Genomic DNA, 16,650 nt, shown 5'->3' with positions numbered 1-16,650 from the left:
TTACAGTGGTATTTATTTTATTGAAGACTTATTCAACTCATACGTATTATAAATTAAATTAATATGATAAAAAAGAGAATAAGTGCAGTGAAAACATGGCTAAATATAAATATTAAACTCTCATTTACAGTAGACCCGGATGATCCAGAGTTGTGACGAATTATTTTTCTCATTATTAAACCATATATCATAGAAATTAAAATGAGTAAAAGTAATAAGGAAATAAATTTCATCCTATTATAGTCTATGGATGTTGCAGTGATAATTGCTGGTTTTATAGCAAAGAAATAAATGGTTAAATACATAAAAGTATTTAAAATACAATATAATAAAAAATTTAATGATTTTTTGTACAAATAAATTCCTCCTTCTTATATGAATACTTTGTTTAAAACTTAATCTAGGTGTCTTCTCTCTTTCTTTTCACTTTATAAATTTTGATCTGTAAACATTTTAGGTTACATTTTGGATAATATCCCCTCATGTTTCGCTTTCCAATCTTCAATAGAATATAGAAAAAAACAAATATTAATAATTATTGAATACCTTTAAATGATATATTATCATCATAACAAACTATCAGGATTATTTGAGTGAATTTAATTAATTTTTCAATAAAAATTCGGGGGTGAAATTATTCACCCTATTTTCTATATAATTATATTTTATACTGTATCAATTTACATTTATGTAAAACGAGAGCAAAACAAATTTTATGGGAACTAGTGATGATGAAGCATGGGATGAATCTATATTCAAATTAAAAGAAGATATCTATTATTATATATCTGAGAATATTATAATTAAGGTAACTGAACATGATTAGCTAAATGTAGGAGTATTAGAAAAAGTCCATCAGGGAAAGAGTCATAATTTGTTTGCGGTAAAAGGGGATGAAGAAGACATGCTGCAGCAGTTAGAGATGGACGGTTTAATTTTGAAGATTTTGATTGGGGAGACCTTAATTTATTGGATAACGAAATTATGAGTAGTACGGATGTAATAGAAGAGTGGGGAATTGAATCATCGACATTATGTAAAAGAATAAATGACTTCCAAAAGGCTCAATCGGTAACATTGGCACGACATATGCTGTGACTCGATTTGGAATGCACTGTGTTTTCGGTTCGAATAAGAAATAAGTAAAAATAAAGTAGGGGAGGTAGCGTTCGATGAAGAATCACACAAGGAATTCTAAGGGGCAATTACTACAAACTAATAAGAAATGGTCTCACTTAAAGCAAAAACAGCGTGAAACCATATCAAATTGGCTGAGAGAGGCTTATATAGAGAGGATTAAGGTTCATAATCGTAGATTGAAACCGAGAGAACATGAGGATGTTTTAGAAAGTGTAATGAGTAAAATCTATAAACGTGAAATAAGGGGAAAATAAATAAGTGGTATAATCCGGTGCAAAAATAATATAAAAAATTTTAAAAATACATTTTGATAAATTGAATAGAGAGGGAGTCAATAGTGCATTGTTGTGAAGAGTGTTTTAATGAGAAAGAAATAGTTATGTATATACAATCTCAAGATATGATTGGTAATTGTGATTTTTGTGATGGTAAAGAAGTAAATATTGGTGAACTTGAAGGAGTTGGAGAGTTTATTAGAGAGGGATTTTCACGTGCATACGACCATGCGGAGGATTTTACTGGTTCAATGTGGGATTCGGAAGAAAAGGCATATATTGGAGTAGATGGGGAAGAGACAGGTGAATCTATTTTAAATATTCTTTATTGTAATGAACGTATTTTTTCCGCAGCGTATGATAAGGAGGCTGCCACAGTTCTACTGCAAAAATTAATAGATGCGAGTGGTCCATCTGATTGGGATAAAAAAGATGGGGATACGGATGTCTTTGAGGATATTCAAAGCGAGTGCTTCGTACTGAGAAATGCATTGTATGGGACTGAAAATGTATCAGAATATTATATTTGGAAGGAATTTAAAAATACCTGTAAATATTACAATAGATACTTCGATATTTCGCCATCAGGTTCTAAAAGAGAAGCGCTATTGTCTGGTTTACATGATGTTTTTATGTTGATGGAAGCAGAAATTGATGAAAAGACAATCCTATATAGAGCAAGGGGGATGGATTTAGAAGCGGAAGGGAAGAAATTAAGTAGTTTAAATTTATTTAAAGAGGTTGCACCTGCACCTGCTATATACTCTACTAACAATAGAATGAGTCCAGCAGGGATATCGTACACATATTTAACCACTGATATAAAAACTGGGCTAGAGGAGATTTGTGCTAGCGAAAATAAAAGCTATTTAGCAGGAAGATTTTCACCAAGAATGAATCTTAAGTTACTAGATTTATCTAAAAATGCCGAAATAAAATTAATGAGTATTTTTGATGATAACTATAAACACGAATGGATATGGTTATCTGAATTTGTTGATGAGTTTATTGATGAAATAAGTAAAACTATATCTAAAGAAGATACAGATTTGGAATATGTTGCAACACAGGTGCTTTCTGAATATGTTAGAAAGCTTGGTTATGACGGAATTAAATATGAAAGTAGCAAAGTAAAAGGTACATATAACTACGTCTTATTTTGTGGTCCAAACCCTAATTTATGTAGAGAATGTTATGTTGATTATAATTTCAATAATGAGGACGAATTGTTTTATTTTTCCCAATGGCTAAAACTTGAAGATGTCCAGTATATAAAGTATATTGGTGCCGAATTAGAGTACGAGGTAATTGAATCTATCAATAATATAGAAGATATACAAAAAGATACACTTTTACAACTTGGAAAAATAAAATTCCGGAAATTCGCTGAAATAAGTAGATATTTATCTGAACTACAGGAACTTTTAGATGGGAAAGATAGTGTCTTTGTAGATAATATAGAAAAAAGTAATTTTAGCTTAAGTGCAGAGGTTGAGTATTTTATTAATAAACATAATGAAAATGTTATTCGCTATATAATTGAAGTGAGTCAAGAACAATCCGAATTATATATAGGTGTAGTTTCGTATTGTAGTGATCGTATAGCTAAAATTAATATTTCAACTTCAGTAAAAATAGATGAACCTGATTTTGCTTTCTAATATCGTTAGGCGAATTTATAATAAAGATTGATAACTTGTAAAAAGTTGGATAAAAGGATTCGTTTCGTAGAGTATTTCTTTGTTCAATAATTGAGCCAGGCTGTAGAGAATTAAATAATTTACTATTTTTATTTGATATGCGGTGAATTTTATGAACATAGTTATGGAACGATACCTTTTGACCTTGAAAGGAAACAGGCCGTAGATGCACAATGCTTCGCTTCGTTATTGCTCGATGGGTATGTCACAAAGAATGTTTTATCAGAAGAAATAATAATAATAATAAGGAAACTTAGTATAAATCAGAAACTATTAGAGAAAGTCGACGAGGGAAGGCTTACCCCTAGAACGTACCAAGAAGATGAGTAACATTTAGGTTCTGTGTATCGGTTAGATTCTAAAACATAAAAATTTATTTAGATATTCAATAATCGGGCGCTGTAATTGAGTAAGGATAACAAAAATTATCAAGATTTTTTATTAAAAGATGATTCAATTGAATATAGAAGAGTGTGTTTTGATCAATCTTTTTTTCAAAACAAACTTTTTCTATTTGCTTTTTTATCAAGGTCTATTAGGTTAATTTAATCAAACTTCATTCCAAGGCTACTAAAGGCATATAGAACATTTTAAACACCCATATATTAAATGAACTGATATATGGGTGTTGTATTTTTAAGACATAAATTCAACAAACTTATTATCTCTTAAGGCTTTATTTCAGTTTAATTTTAAGTAAGCCGCGATCAAATGAATAGCTTTGAATTTTGTGCAAATCATCTAAAGATATTCTGTTAGGATGTCTAGGTCTTTGCTTTTGTGTGATAATTTGATTTTTAGTAAACCTATTATCCCTGAATACATAAACAACATTTTTCTTTTGGGCTGCTGTAATAATATCCATAGTTTTTTTGACATATTCATTATGCGTTTTAGCACTAAAACCTGACGGTACATCGCCCCAAGCTAGTACAATTAAATCACTTTCATCAATATAATTTTCAAATCTGTATATATTTTCGTGAAGGTCAATAGAGTCATTATTATCAACGTAATTTGCAAGCTCTGCAGAATCGGTTACATAGTAAGGGAATAGGTTTAATATTGTAACCTTTTTAACGGATATATTTTTATATTTTATAAAGAACCTTAATACTTTATTAACAGTATCGTCGGAGCAAATTTTAGTTGCTTTACTTGGATTCATCATTATGACTGTAGCCGTACTTTTAGCATTAGAAGTATTAATAGAAACCTCTAATGAATACCTCTTATTAACATCGACTATAGGTGATATATTTTGCACTATACAACCTGCAGGGTAGCGTACACACTTATTTACATTTGAATTCACTTGCATCCACTTCCTAATTAGACTTCGTTATACCTATTAATTCTTATTGAATACAAAGTAATTATTAATCAAATTGCCTTCTTTCCAAGCGATCAACAGCCTCACGTTTCTTCTCATTATTAATATTTGTATAGATACTAGTAACTTCCACAGAAGTATGGCCAAGTTGATCCCGAAGTAATACTAGGTCTTTGTTTTCCTTATAATGATTTGTAGCATATGTGTGTCGTAGTTTATGAGGGCTACGCTTCTCATCAAATGCACTTGAATATTTGTCACATAACTTCTGTATAGCTCTAACAGTTAGCTGTGTATATTTCCCTTTATAGTTTGTTACGAAAAGTAAGTCTTCATCTTGAGGGCAGTTATATTTACTAGGACGAACCTTAATGTACTCCTGAATATCATCTAAGCAAGAGCGAGTAGCTAACACGGAATATCTCTTATTACCTTTACGCGTCACTTTTACTTTCCCCTGACGGAAGTTTATACTAGATATAGTAAGACTAGCTACCTCAGAAACTCGAAGCCCAGTGCCTAAAATGAGGCTTATAATGGCTATGTCTCTTTCTTTATCACGCTGAAAAAAACTATATTTTTTTGATGATATATCTTTTAACATTTCACCATAATCATTTGCTAGAAATTGAAGAAAAGCTACATCATCTTTTTCATTAAATATCATGTTTGCAACGTCATCTGCTCTTGCTGCTGCATCTACTTTTTCCTTATGCAGTTCCATTTTCTCCATTACATTACGTGAGATGTAATTTTCCCCTTTTTCATTCTCTGTATTTTGAGATAAGTACTTGAATAGGGATTTTAAAGCAGAGAAAGTTCTATTAATAGCTCTTGTCTCAATACCTTCTCCCTGTAGATATCTTTGAAAAGTTCTAGCTTCATTTAATGGTAGATTTTCTAGTGTTGTAATTGGTACATCACATATATTAGTGACCACCTTACCGTTTTCAACGGCTAATCGATTACTTATAAGCCATTTTAGAAACTTTTCAAATTCAGTAATGTAAGCATACAATGTAGCGGGGGAGAGGGCTGTTTACATTTCTGCATACTCTATGATATACCAGGGCATTTTACCTTTATGTTTATCTATTAGTATTTTAAACTTTTCTTTTTCTTGGTTACTCATGTTGGACACCTCAAATCAAATAATGTAAATTAATTTTTAAACCAATGCTTAAACTGATATTTAAACCAACTATTCGAATTTTTGAGCTAGAATACAATTTTAATAAATAGCTTGATTACTTATATGGATACTATACTAGTTTTTGAAAAAGAAGAGAGGTATCAATATATGATTGATACCTGTAAAAAGACATGAAAGTTTAAACTAAAATCACATGAACAATCGCTGATAAATAGCCATTACCATAAATTTTGTAGGTACTTTCATGTCTCAATAACGGGACATGAAAGTCTAAACTTTTTGAACATAGGACAAGAAACTCTAAAATACTTAGCCAGTGATATTACAATATTCGTAAGTAAATCTTTGAATAGAAATTTATTTTCACAGTTTCAATAAGAAAAACCACAGCAATTACTGTGGTTTTTCTTATTAATGACCCAACTATGTTGTAAATGCTCATAGCATTATGCGTTGGATTTTAAAAAATGTGTTAATGTGTAAAGATTTTCAATAAATGTTTACTTTGGGATTTATTATGTAGAATATAAATGAGTTAAACAAAAAACCTAGTAAAAACTAGGCTTTTAAAAAAAAATACCATTTTCGTCTTAATACATCTTTAATTTCACTCTATTTTATACAAATTTTTACAAAAAGTTCCAAAGTAAACTAATAAATATTAGTTTATAGTTTCTTGCTTCAACAAATACGTCAAAGTGAAAGTCTAAACTGAAATTTTTTAGATTTATAAAATATAAATCTAAACGTAATATCAAACTAAATAAATAAAGTTGAAAGAATATAATTTATTAAAGAAAAATCCCCAAAATATGAATTTTTAGGGATTAAATGTATTATACGTATAAACGTTCAATTTTCCTTGTTGTTTCACAGTAATCTTACATTGAAATCCTAAATAGAAAACAGCATCTACTTTATCGTTTTTCGTTCTACTAATACCCAGTACAGAGATAAACTAAAAAGGGTAATAAGTACGAGAATGAATAGGATATTACTATACATGGAAATATCCGCATTGCTTGTAATGCCTAGAATACTTTTTCGCAGCGAGGAATGATTCATCATAGCTGCTGTATAAGCAATTCCGATTGACATAGCGACATTAAGAGTTAAGTTATAAAAACCGATTGCTGTTCCAGTTTTCTCTTTCTCAATTGTACAAATGCAAGAATCAAGTAATGGTGCATACATGAATGCAAATGAACTAGAGAATAAAATCATGGATATCACGAATACAACAATAGAAGCTTTTATAAAGAATCCGCCTAATAATAAGCTGATCATAATACTAGACATAGCAATTGTAATACATTGCTTACTTCCTAAAACCTTCGCAATTTTTCCAGAAAGAGCTCCGACTGTTGCAGCTGCTATATAGCCTGGAATTAATAATAGTGAAATAGTATCTAGCTTTAAACCATAAATCTTTTCGAGCAAGAATGGGAATACGAAGATATATGCTAGCTGTACAGAATAAATTACAAAAGCAACTCCAAGCAGTGAGATAAATTGTTTGTTTTTAAAGAATGCTATGCCGATAAATGCTTTTGAGCTCTTACCAATGTAAGTTAGGAACGATATAACTGCAATAATTAACAAGAGAAGGTACATCCAATTGAATTTAGTAATATATAGTAGTAAAGATGCCGAAATTGTTGCCACTAAAAATAATCCCAATGCATCTACATTACTGTTTTTCGTTTCTTCCTTAGGAAGATATTTCAAAATAAAAGGAAGAGCGAGAAGTGTTACTAAAGAAAGTAAAAATAGAGTTGTCCAATGGAAGTGCGTTGAAACATAACCTCCAGTTAATGAACCGATAAGCTGTGAAAGAGCAAAACTACTTGTGCTTAATCCTAAAAATTTCTTTTGTTCATCTGCAGGTAAGTGTTTTGTTACAAAGATAACATATAACGTTTCAGCAGATGCTAGACCTGCTGTTTGGATCATTCGAGAGATGACAACTAGTAAAAATGAATGTTGAAAAATATATCCTATAATTGAACCGACACAGATTAAAATAATACCAACACTAAAAAGTCTCCTCATACTAATAGAGTCTGCTAAAGCTGCATAAACAACTGCTCCAATTCCAATTACCAGGCCAGATAATGTGGCTTGCCAGCTAACTGTTGTTGCTGAAATGTGAAAATCCTTTACCATATCAACAGAAATAATCTTAAATGAATTGTCAATTACCAAAGATAGTAGAAATAATAGTAAGATAACAGGTACTGCTTTCTTAGCACTATATTCCTGAGTTTTTTTCATGCTTAAATCTGGACTTAATGTAGACATATCTATATTTTTCTCCTTTTGTTTCGCAGGAAATTTTCTTCCTGGATTATAATTGTCACGCCTTTAACTACTAATTAATCCTTTCGTAAAAGGGTATGTTCAGTAATTTCTATACCCTGTGTTTCGTACCCGGGATTTCTTTGTGTACAGTTTTACTCGTATTTAATTCTCATAATGTTTTAGGAGGAAACGTTTTCATAAATAATTAAAAACTTCTTAATTTGATTACGCTTTCATTAATATTGATGATAACTTTTCAAAATATACAACATCGCGTGGTTGTTTAAATGTTTGTATAAATCCAGTCAACGAAAAGGATATCTTTACGCTTATGATGTTATGGGAACCCTTCAAAAAACGCGAATTTAGTAAGCTAAGCAATATTTTAGAAAGAAGAATCCGATTTTCTCTACGTTAGGAAAATCGGATTCTTCCTAATTAATCTGTGTATACCCTAATTTATGAAAAACCTATCTTGTCTGAGATATAAATTCACTAATTATTATTAGACCTATACAAATTAATTTGTTCATTTGAACAGGTGCTTTTTGACTATATCTCTAATCTAAATTAAGAATAATTAAATTGATTATTATTCCAGTTTACTACACTCCTTGCTTATTTTTTTGAATTCTCTTTTTGTAAGGGAGAAGATCCTTAAAGATAATGACTCCAAGTACTAACATGCCTATACCAATTAGTTTGTTTATTTGAAAAGGTACTTTCTCTATTCCAAACAATCCAAATGTATCTATACATAACGCAATTACCAACTGCGTTATAAGACTGATTAAAACTGTATAAGACGGTCCTAGTAATTTTATAGCACTCATAATAAATACAACCAAGCCTATACCATATAATCCGCTTAAATAATATATATAATTTGTCGTGTGATAGTTTATGAACAAAGTTTTTTCCGTAATAAAATAAGCTATTAAAGAGCTAATCAATCCAAAACAAAGAACACAAGAGGTCGTTAGCCAATGCCCAACGCTCTCGTTAATTTTAACATTAAAGACTGATTGCAAACTGATTAATGCACCTGCTAAGATAGCGAAAATCAAACCCATTATACTTTTCCTCTTTTCTATTTACTCATAGATATTATTTCTAGCAATTTCTTTCATTCTAGAAACATCTTTGATTAAAATCGTTCCATTTTTCTTTTCAATTAGTTGATCTTTGTAAAACTTTTGTAAGATCCGAATTACATGCCTATAACTTACTCCTATAAAATCTGCAATGCTTGATACCGATGTAGAATCGATATCTTCTCTATATATGTTTCCAGTACTATCAGTTGATATAGACAATAAATAACTTGCTACACGTACTTCTACAGGATAAAGCAAATTGAGAGCTGTGAAATCAGTTGCTATTTTTAAGGTATTCGCCATGTTTTGAAATAAAAAATTCATAAGTGCGATGTCATGTTTTAATTCTTTTTTTATCACTCCAAATGGTACAGAGATAGTTTCCACATTAGAACATGCTTCAACTACATTATGAGATGTACTATTTTGAATGAGTTCAATATCACCGACGATTGCCAAAGGATTAATAAAGCGTAAGATAAGCTTTTTACCGTCAGGTGTAATTGTATAAACTTTCACTTTACCCTTTACCACAAAATATAAACGATTCATTTCTTCATCTTTATGACAAATAAGTTCGCCTTTTTTGAAATGTTTCGTCTGAAAGTGCTTTAAATTAATTCTGGTGGAAAGATCAAAAATATTGTGGGCTTTTAAATACTGAATAATTAATTCTGATCTGCTATCATCTATCATTTTCACCAATCCTTTCAAACCTACATATTAAACACAACGATACCTAAAATCATAACTATTGTTCCAACTACATGGTGTCTCATTATTTTGATTTTCTGTATCCCAAATAAACCATTAATTTCAATAAAAGTTGCCGTTAAAAGTTGGGCAATCATGAGGGTTCCAGCTGTTAATGTAATCCCCATTGAATAAATAGCAAAAGTCTCAGCAAAAATAATAATGACTCCAAATGCACCTGAAGATAAATATACTTTTTTCACACTTTTTAAATCAGTTACTGTTCCTTCTTTCTTTATAAAAAATATAGATATTGCAATTAGAAAACCAATTAAATGTGTAATAATACTTGTTGACCAAATTCCAATATCTGAACTGAGTCGGGCATTAAAAGTACCTTGAAGTGTAATTAACGCGCCACCAATAATTGCAAATAATATACCTTTCAAAAAATCACCTCCATTGTTTTGTCCACAATGTAATTAAAAACTAAAATGATTCTGCGAGAAAGGACAATTGTCCTTTCATATACTTTTCACAAATGCTTAAATAACAATATTGAGCAAAAATAAAAAGTTCAATAAAGTAATTACCTTCTTCTAATACATAAGATTTAACTTATGTATTTTATTAATAGACTATACGAATGCAAATTAGAGAGGAATGTCAAAATGAACAATCAAAACAATGATTTTCAAAACATTATTTCTTTTGTCAAAGAACTAGAGAATCTAAAAAATACGCTTAGAACTGCTTGGACAAAAGATAAAAGACAAGAGAGTGTTGCAGAACATTCATGGCGACTAGCACTTTTCTCTTTAGTGCTAGAAGATTATTTCTTAAATATTGATTTTAATAAAACCATTCGCATGAGCCTGATACATGATTTGGGCGAGGCGTACGAGGGAGATACACCTGCTATACTAAACATAAACAAACAAGAAAAACTCCAACAGGAAAGTCAATCTATTTCAAAATTAACTGCGTTCCTTTCAGAAAACACGCGTAACAAAATATTTGAACTATGGGAGGAATACAATAAAGGGGAAACTGAAGAAGCGAAGTTAGTAAAAGCACTAGATAAAATGGAGACAATCATTCAGCATAACCAGGGATATACTCCCTTAGATTTTAACCATGAGTTTAATGTTTCATACGGTAAAGAATTTTCATCATGGAATCCATTTATTAAATTGATTAGAAATTATATAGACAATGAGACTGAAAAAAAAATAAAGCAACGAGATTTAAAATAATTAAATATTATTAGAAATTGTTATGTCTGGGTAAACATTTCATAAAGACTTTAATGAATATCTTATTTCACAGCAAGTATGGGCAGAGGGTAAAAATATAGGGAATAGATTAACATTTCTGGTTCAAGTAGAGGAATACATGCTACAAGAACGACGTCAAAGAAATAGCATAAATACAAAATATTTTACTTCATGTAATAATGATCTCCAATACTATTAATCATTTTACCGTATAAAAGTGTATGAATTTTTTTATTGACATTTCTTAAAAGGTGTAACTATAATGATTACACACTAATTGATAACTATTATCAATTGGAAATTTTATGATTGGAGATGTTTAGAATATGAAAAAAGTTATTTTAGCTGGTGCTTTAGGCATTGCCGCACTTGCAGGTACAAATTTACCAGGTTTAGAAGCAACAAAGGCCAGTGCAGCTGTTGAATCAAGTGTCTCAACAATTGAAGGGCGTATAGTGGAGGTTATTGGGAATACCATTTATGTTGAGGTGAAGAAATCAACTGAGTTTATTGACTACAAGAATCATTTTAGTATTAGTATGGATAATTTAAATCCTAATTTAAAAATTGGAGATGATATAGTGGCTGTTGGTGCAATGATGCATAGCTTTGCAGAATATATGATTGCACAGTCTGTTGAAAAAGTTCAAAATACTGATGATTCATTGCATGAGGGAAAATATATAAAAGGTGCTTTTGCTTATGAATATGAAATAGGATATATCACAAAGATAGATAAGCATCTTTCAAGAGATTATGTAAATGTTCAATATACGGATAAAGATGGAATTAAAAAAAGGGAAGTTACGGTTTATTTGACAAAAGGACAAAAATTTAATTTAGGTGACAAAGTTAAAGTGCATATGGAGAACGTTATGAGGGATATGATATTCTCGGTAGAAGACGAGATTGAAAAAGTTAATGATTCTCAAACACAAATCTTAAACGCTGATCAATGGATTTGGTCTTAATTTTAACAAAATAAAATTCTCCATTTATAATGTATATACCAACTCAAAAAGTCTTGTAATTTTTTACAAGACTTTTTTGAATTGGTTTATTTAAAATATTATCTTTTCTTCCGTTTTTCTGAGAAGTTTGCAAAAAAGCTATATTACTTTTATTCGTATATGGAGATTTTTTTGTGCGTAAATAAAGTTTTATAAACGATCTTTGATGTCGGATATAACAATCTGTTTTTGTTAATAGAGAAATGGCTTGGTAAGGTGGAAAATCCCGTTGGCAGTATCCTTATAAACAAGGAGAATCAATCATGGTCAATTAAAAATAAATATAATTTATAATGTTATCTTATTAAAAAATTCTCAAGACATTTTTCTATCTCTTCAAGTGAATTTATAGAGAATTTTTTATCAGCATAACTTATAAGTCCCTCATTTATGCACTGAGCTATTGAACGATTTAAACTTCTAATTGGTGCACAGACCTCACTTGATAGAATTTGCTTTGTAAGGTTATCTAAATCACCAATTTTATAATGATTATGTATACTTAATAAAATACGATCTTTAACTGTTAGCAGTGATAACTTTGCCGCAGTATCTGAACTTAAAATAAGTTTTGAGGAAAGTTGTTTAATAATGTGAAAATTAAAATTGAAATCGTTTCTCAGCCATTCATAAACATATGTTTTATGGATAGCTATCGTTTCGCAATTTTGTTTTGCAATGACACCGAGTGTATAATGTTTTTCATTAAAAATTTCTACCTCCCCAAAACAACTATATGAATTATAAATATACAATGAAATCATGGCTCCCTCATAGCTTTGTCTATAAACTTCTGCCCTACCTGTAGTTAGAATATAAAGATAATCATTTTGTTCATGTGGTTGCATAATAAAGCTATCTTTCTTATGTTTTCTATAAATAAATTCTTTCTTAATATGCGCTGGGGCACCATTCACAATATCTTTAAGATTCATATTTTCACCTTTTTTTATTATTGGTCATTTGACCTTTTTTCATTATAGATCGAACTATATAATAAATCCAGAAAAGAATGGGGGATGTTGCTATGAGAAAATTTAACTGGAAGTAATGATGCTGAAGCGTTACCTATGGCATTAATATCAGTATTCGAAAAGTAGAACCAATAACCATTGTTTCTGAAAACGTCCCAGTGGAATTGAAAACAAAAGATGTACGAAAGACTATCAAAGTTGTAAATGGTCAAAATCTACTTTTTTATTTTGGATCAGCAAGACCACTTATGTGGGATTTAGTTACAGCTGTTAATGTTCATGGTAAAGATCGAATGGGAAAATGTAATGTAATGACTTTTACTCTTTTGCTAGAATTCATGCATGTAGTAGATGCTATCCTGGATATTATCGAAAATAACCAGGATAAAATCGAAATTAGGACTATTACATATATTACCCTTGCTATTTTAAAAGCAGTTGGGATAATGAAAAACATATTTATATAATGGCTATTTCTGACTTTTATATAAGAGCTTAAGAATATATACTATGAATTTATTTATAAAATCTCCATTTTTAATCAAACTTAATATAATACTAGAGGTGCAAACTTTTATGAAACGTACTATCCTTATAACAAGTCTTTCTACAGCCATTTTATTAGCGAATTCATCTACTGGTTTAGCTGATAACCACAAATTTCCAGACGTTCCTGCATGGGCTGACAAATCTGTAAATTATTTAGTGGATAAACAAGTATTGAATGGCTATCCAGATGGAACTTTTGGTTCAAATGACTCATTAGACAGAGCTTCGGCTACAAAAATTATGACAAAAGTTTTAGGTATACAAATTGCTCCTAATGCAAAACCATCTTTTACAGATTCACAAAACCACTGGGCTACTCCTTATATTGCTGCTGCTGAAAAAGCTGGTATTGTTAAAGGGGAAGGTAATGGAATCTTCAATCCATCTGGAAAAGTAACTCGCGCTGCTATGGCTACGATGCTAGTAAATGCATATAAACTACAAAGCACACCAAATCATAACCAACAGGTTAAATTTGAAGATTTAAAAGGGCATTGGGGAGAAAGATATGCCAATATTTTAATAGATTTAAAAATCTCTAATGGTACCGAGAACGGGTGGCAACCAAATAGATTTATAACACGTGCTGAAGCTGCTCAACTTACTGCAAAAACAGATATGATGCAACATCGTCCAAAAAAACCATTAGAAAGTAAAACAATCATTATTGATCCCGGACATGGTGGCGAAGATCCTGGGAAATCCACAAAGGGATTACCTGAAAGCGAGATTGTACTAGACACTTCTTTGCGTCTACAACAATTGCTTGAAAAGCATACACCATTTACAGTTATATTGACCCGTCAAACTAATAATAGACCGGGACATGATCAAAAAAGTTCTTTACAGGAACGTGTTAAATTTGCTAAGCAAAATCAGGGTGATATCTTTATAAGTATTCATGCAAATGCTTTTAATGGTAAGGCAAAAGGGACAGAAACATACTACTATCAGTCTTCTAAAAGTGAAAAAGCAAATCAACATGTGGAAGAAAGTCAAGTATTAGCGAAAAAAATTCAAACACGTTTAGTAGAGGCTCTTAAAACAAGGGATAGGGGTGTTAAACATGGAGATCTCCATGTTATAAGAGAAAACGACATGCCAGCTGTATTAACTGAGCTTGCTTTTATAGATAATGGTATCGATTACAGTAAATTAGATGATGAAAACGGTAGACAGACTGCAGCAAAAGCTATTTATGAAGGGATTTTAGATTATTATGAATGGAAAGGAAATAACGTATCTGAATTTAGGTTGTAATAAGTAAGAGGTAATTTAATAAATCTTGTAATATGTTTACAAAATAATATTGCTTTGTGAACTACTCCCCAACTTTATAGAAGTTCGAAGTGGCGATAAACGACTTCACTAGCGATTTATGTTTATATAGATAACAGAGGAAATCTAATAATATGATATTTGAACATTGAATTCATCTACGCTTTTTGCTTACTTGAAGTAAGAGAAGGATTATGAGAATCAAGCTACAAATTTTTTATGCATTTTAAATTATAAAATAATATATTTAAAAGAAATTCGTAATTAAGCAAGGTGAATCATAGCAATTTTCTATGATGTAGTGAATATCTATGTACAATATTTCCTTTAATTATAATAAATCTAGCATTTGAGATAATAAATTACTAAAGTATAAATTTATTATCTCAAATGTTTTATAGTTTATAGTGTGTAATCGCACCGACTTATTAAATTATTATATAAGTCGGTGTTTTTGTTATTGTCCTAAATGAATACTAAAGGAATATATGAACCAAAAACTTATAAACAGTTACTATTAGAAATTTTGTAGGTACTCCATGTCTAAATGTTCTAGATTTTCATGTACTTGTTCAACAATATAAAAAAGGTAGGGACAAACTTATTTCCTTCTTTTTTATGTTAAATTTCAATTAGAAAATAATTAAGCTATATGATTTGGATTGAAAGTATACAATTATTGTGATTCCTATTTTAAAATGTTTAAATACCTTCAGGTAAAAAGTAAGCTTGATTTATTTTGAAAGAAATCTTTTTGAATGGTCATAATAAAAATAATAATTAAACATAAATTAAAAGCTGTTGATTCACATATATACATTGTTCATTATCAAAAATGAAAAAACTTAAGAAGGTGTATACATTGCTCAAACATCTACAATTGCAATTTATCTTATTAACAATAGCTCTAATATCCTATATAAGTTTTTGCTGTATATTTTTATTTATTTTTCCTAACTATTATTTCGTGTCAGATTTTAATATACGACTATCATCTTTAATCGTTGAAACTACTGTATTTATCTCATTACTGTATTCTATATTATCAAGAAAAGTTAAATTAGGAGTATTCTGGGTTTGCATTACTCTTGCGATAGGGTGTTTCTTGATAGGGAATTTCATATCTGCCTTCCAAGTATTTAATATAGAATTACCGATACAAAATTTTAATATTTCTGATGTGTTTTTGTTGTTTTTCTTATTTTTCTTTCTCTTTGCATTCTTTTATAAAATCATGATGGAGTGTAACAAGTGGGAGAAAGCGTATTTACTTTGTGATTTATGTATTGTTGTTACTGCTATATTTACATTAGAGTGGTATTTATTTAATAAACCTTCTGCAAATATCTTATTCTTATCAATAGGAGATGTATTTCTTTCATTTATTTTTCCGATTATAGATTTATTGCTTCTATTACTTGGAGTTACACTAATCTTTCGACCTGCTATTTTCAATGCAAAAAGTAAATTGTATATTTTTACCCTAGTATTAACTGGATTAGCTATTACGGACTATTTGTATTTTTACTTACAAGGTGATTTGTCAGAGCGTTCCGTTATATTTTTAAGGTGTTTGTATAGAGTTTTCCTATTATTTATTGCTATTGCCGCTACTATCCCGAGGAGTGCATCTTCTAGAAGAAATTATTTTATTATTAATCCGGTATTTGGAGAGAAACTTCTTGTCATATTTCCTTATCTTGCAGTTGCAACGTTAATTGGTTTTACTTTGAAAGAGCAAACTTCCTCAGCTACATTGATTACGGGGAATTGTATCGCTTTTGTATTTGTACTGATTCGTCATACAATCGTACGAATGCAAAACAAAGATTTAACCGAAACATTAAAAGTGTTTAATAATCAATTAGAA

Annotated in this window: 12 protein-coding genes and 4 pseudogenes; 8 read left to right on the top strand and 8 right to left on the bottom strand. The window is 30.1% G+C overall.

The genetic code is table 11. The features are described 5' to 3' along the window. Nucleotides 1-53: 53 nt before the first annotated feature. Nucleotides 54-356, bottom strand: a complete 303-nt coding sequence (locus tag RT27_RS36280; RefSeq protein ID WP_082044926.1) for an NADH dehydrogenase — start codon at nt 354-356, stop codon at nt 54-56. A 359-nt stretch (nt 357-715) separates the two neighbouring features. On the opposite strand from RT27_RS36280, the pseudogene RT27_RS34315 reads away from it, so the two are divergent. From RT27_RS34315 to RT27_RS27310, 3 genes and pseudogenes are all read left to right on the top strand, one after another. Next, nucleotides 716-1,142 (top strand): annotated as a pseudogene (locus RT27_RS34315) (hypothetical protein). Nucleotides 1,143-1,172: 30 nt separating this feature from the next. Beyond that, nucleotides 1,173-1,379, top strand: a pseudogene (locus RT27_RS27315) (transposase); the annotation flags it as partial. A 98-nt stretch (nt 1,380-1,477) separates the two neighbouring features. Then, nucleotides 1,478-3,076, top strand: coding sequence for an RES domain-containing protein (locus tag RT27_RS27310; protein WP_043938334.1), 1,599 nt, complete (start codon nt 1,478-1,480; stop codon nt 3,074-3,076). Between the two features lie 715 nt (nt 3,077-3,791). Here the strand turns inward: RT27_RS27310 and RT27_RS27305 are convergent. The 6 genes and pseudogenes from RT27_RS27305 to RT27_RS27280 form a co-directional block, all read right to left on the bottom strand. Next, nucleotides 3,792-4,430, bottom strand: coding sequence for a DUF1643 domain-containing protein (locus tag RT27_RS27305; RefSeq protein WP_082044927.1), 639 nt, complete (start codon nt 4,428-4,430; stop codon nt 3,792-3,794). A 64-nt stretch (nt 4,431-4,494) separates the two neighbouring features. Next, a pseudogene (gene xerS / locus RT27_RS27300) lies at nt 4,495-5,580 on the bottom strand (tyrosine recombinase XerS). Nucleotides 5,581-6,513: 933 nt separating this feature from the next. Then, complete coding sequence (locus RT27_RS27295; RefSeq protein WP_043938330.1) at nt 6,514-7,902, bottom strand: tetracycline resistance MFS efflux pump; 1,389 nt, start codon at nt 7,900-7,902, stop codon at nt 6,514-6,516. A gap of 605 nt (nt 7,903-8,507) precedes the next feature. Beyond that, a complete protein-coding gene (locus RT27_RS27290; RefSeq protein WP_043938329.1) occupies nt 8,508-8,978 on the bottom strand; it encodes a DMT family transporter in 471 nt (156 codons plus the stop codon). 18 nt (nt 8,979-8,996) lie between these two features. After that, the gene (locus RT27_RS27285) at nt 8,997-9,695 is read right to left on the bottom strand and encodes a Crp/Fnr family transcriptional regulator (RefSeq protein ID WP_043938327.1); all 699 of its coding nucleotides are present in this window, start codon (nt 9,693-9,695) and stop codon (nt 8,997-8,999) included. Nucleotides 9,696-9,715: 20 nt separating this feature from the next. Then, nucleotides 9,716-10,141: a DMT family transporter gene (locus RT27_RS27280; protein WP_043938326.1), complete on the bottom strand. Its 426-nt coding sequence runs from the start codon at nt 10,139-10,141 to the stop codon at nt 9,716-9,718. Between the two features lie 222 nt (nt 10,142-10,363). On the opposite strand from RT27_RS27280, the gene RT27_RS27275 reads away from it, so the two are divergent. Next, the gene (locus RT27_RS27275) at nt 10,364-10,948 is read left to right on the top strand and encodes an HD domain-containing protein (protein ID WP_043938324.1); all 585 of its coding nucleotides are present in this window, start codon (nt 10,364-10,366) and stop codon (nt 10,946-10,948) included. Between the two features lie 347 nt (nt 10,949-11,295). Then, nucleotides 11,296-11,940 carry an ATP F0F1 synthase subunit alpha gene (locus tag RT27_RS27270; RefSeq protein ID WP_043938322.1) on the top strand — a complete coding sequence of 215 codons (645 nt, stop codon included), beginning with the start codon at nt 11,296-11,298 and terminating at the stop codon, nt 11,938-11,940. 335 nt (nt 11,941-12,275) lie between these two features. Here RT27_RS27270 and RT27_RS27265 read toward each other — a convergent pair whose 3' ends face one another. Beyond that, entirely contained in the window at nt 12,276-12,914 is a 639-nt protein-coding gene (locus RT27_RS27265) for a Crp/Fnr family transcriptional regulator (RefSeq protein ID WP_043938320.1), read from the bottom strand. 197 nt (nt 12,915-13,111) lie between these two features. On the opposite strand from RT27_RS27265, the gene RT27_RS27260 reads away from it, so the two are divergent. The 3 genes and pseudogenes from RT27_RS27260 to RT27_RS27250 all read left to right on the top strand — a co-directional run. After that, a complete protein-coding gene (locus RT27_RS27260; protein WP_052497710.1) occupies nt 13,112-13,420 on the top strand; it encodes a hypothetical protein in 309 nt (102 codons plus the stop codon). 109 nt (nt 13,421-13,529) lie between these two features. After that, entirely contained in the window at nt 13,530-14,762 is a 1,233-nt protein-coding gene (locus RT27_RS27255) for an N-acetylmuramoyl-L-alanine amidase (RefSeq protein WP_043938319.1), read from the top strand. 880 nt (nt 14,763-15,642) lie between these two features. After that, nucleotides 15,643-16,650: pseudogene (locus RT27_RS27250) on the top strand (GGDEF domain-containing protein); the annotation flags it as partial.

It is taken from the genome of Bacillus sp. L_1B0_5, assembly GCF_000836715.1.
Taxonomy (GTDB): Bacteria; Bacillota; Bacilli; order Bacillales; family Bacillaceae_G; genus Bacillus_A; species Bacillus_A thuringiensis_S.
The sequence above is the reverse complement of the archived record's forward strand: the minus strand, read 5'-3'. Positions and strand labels throughout refer to the sequence as shown.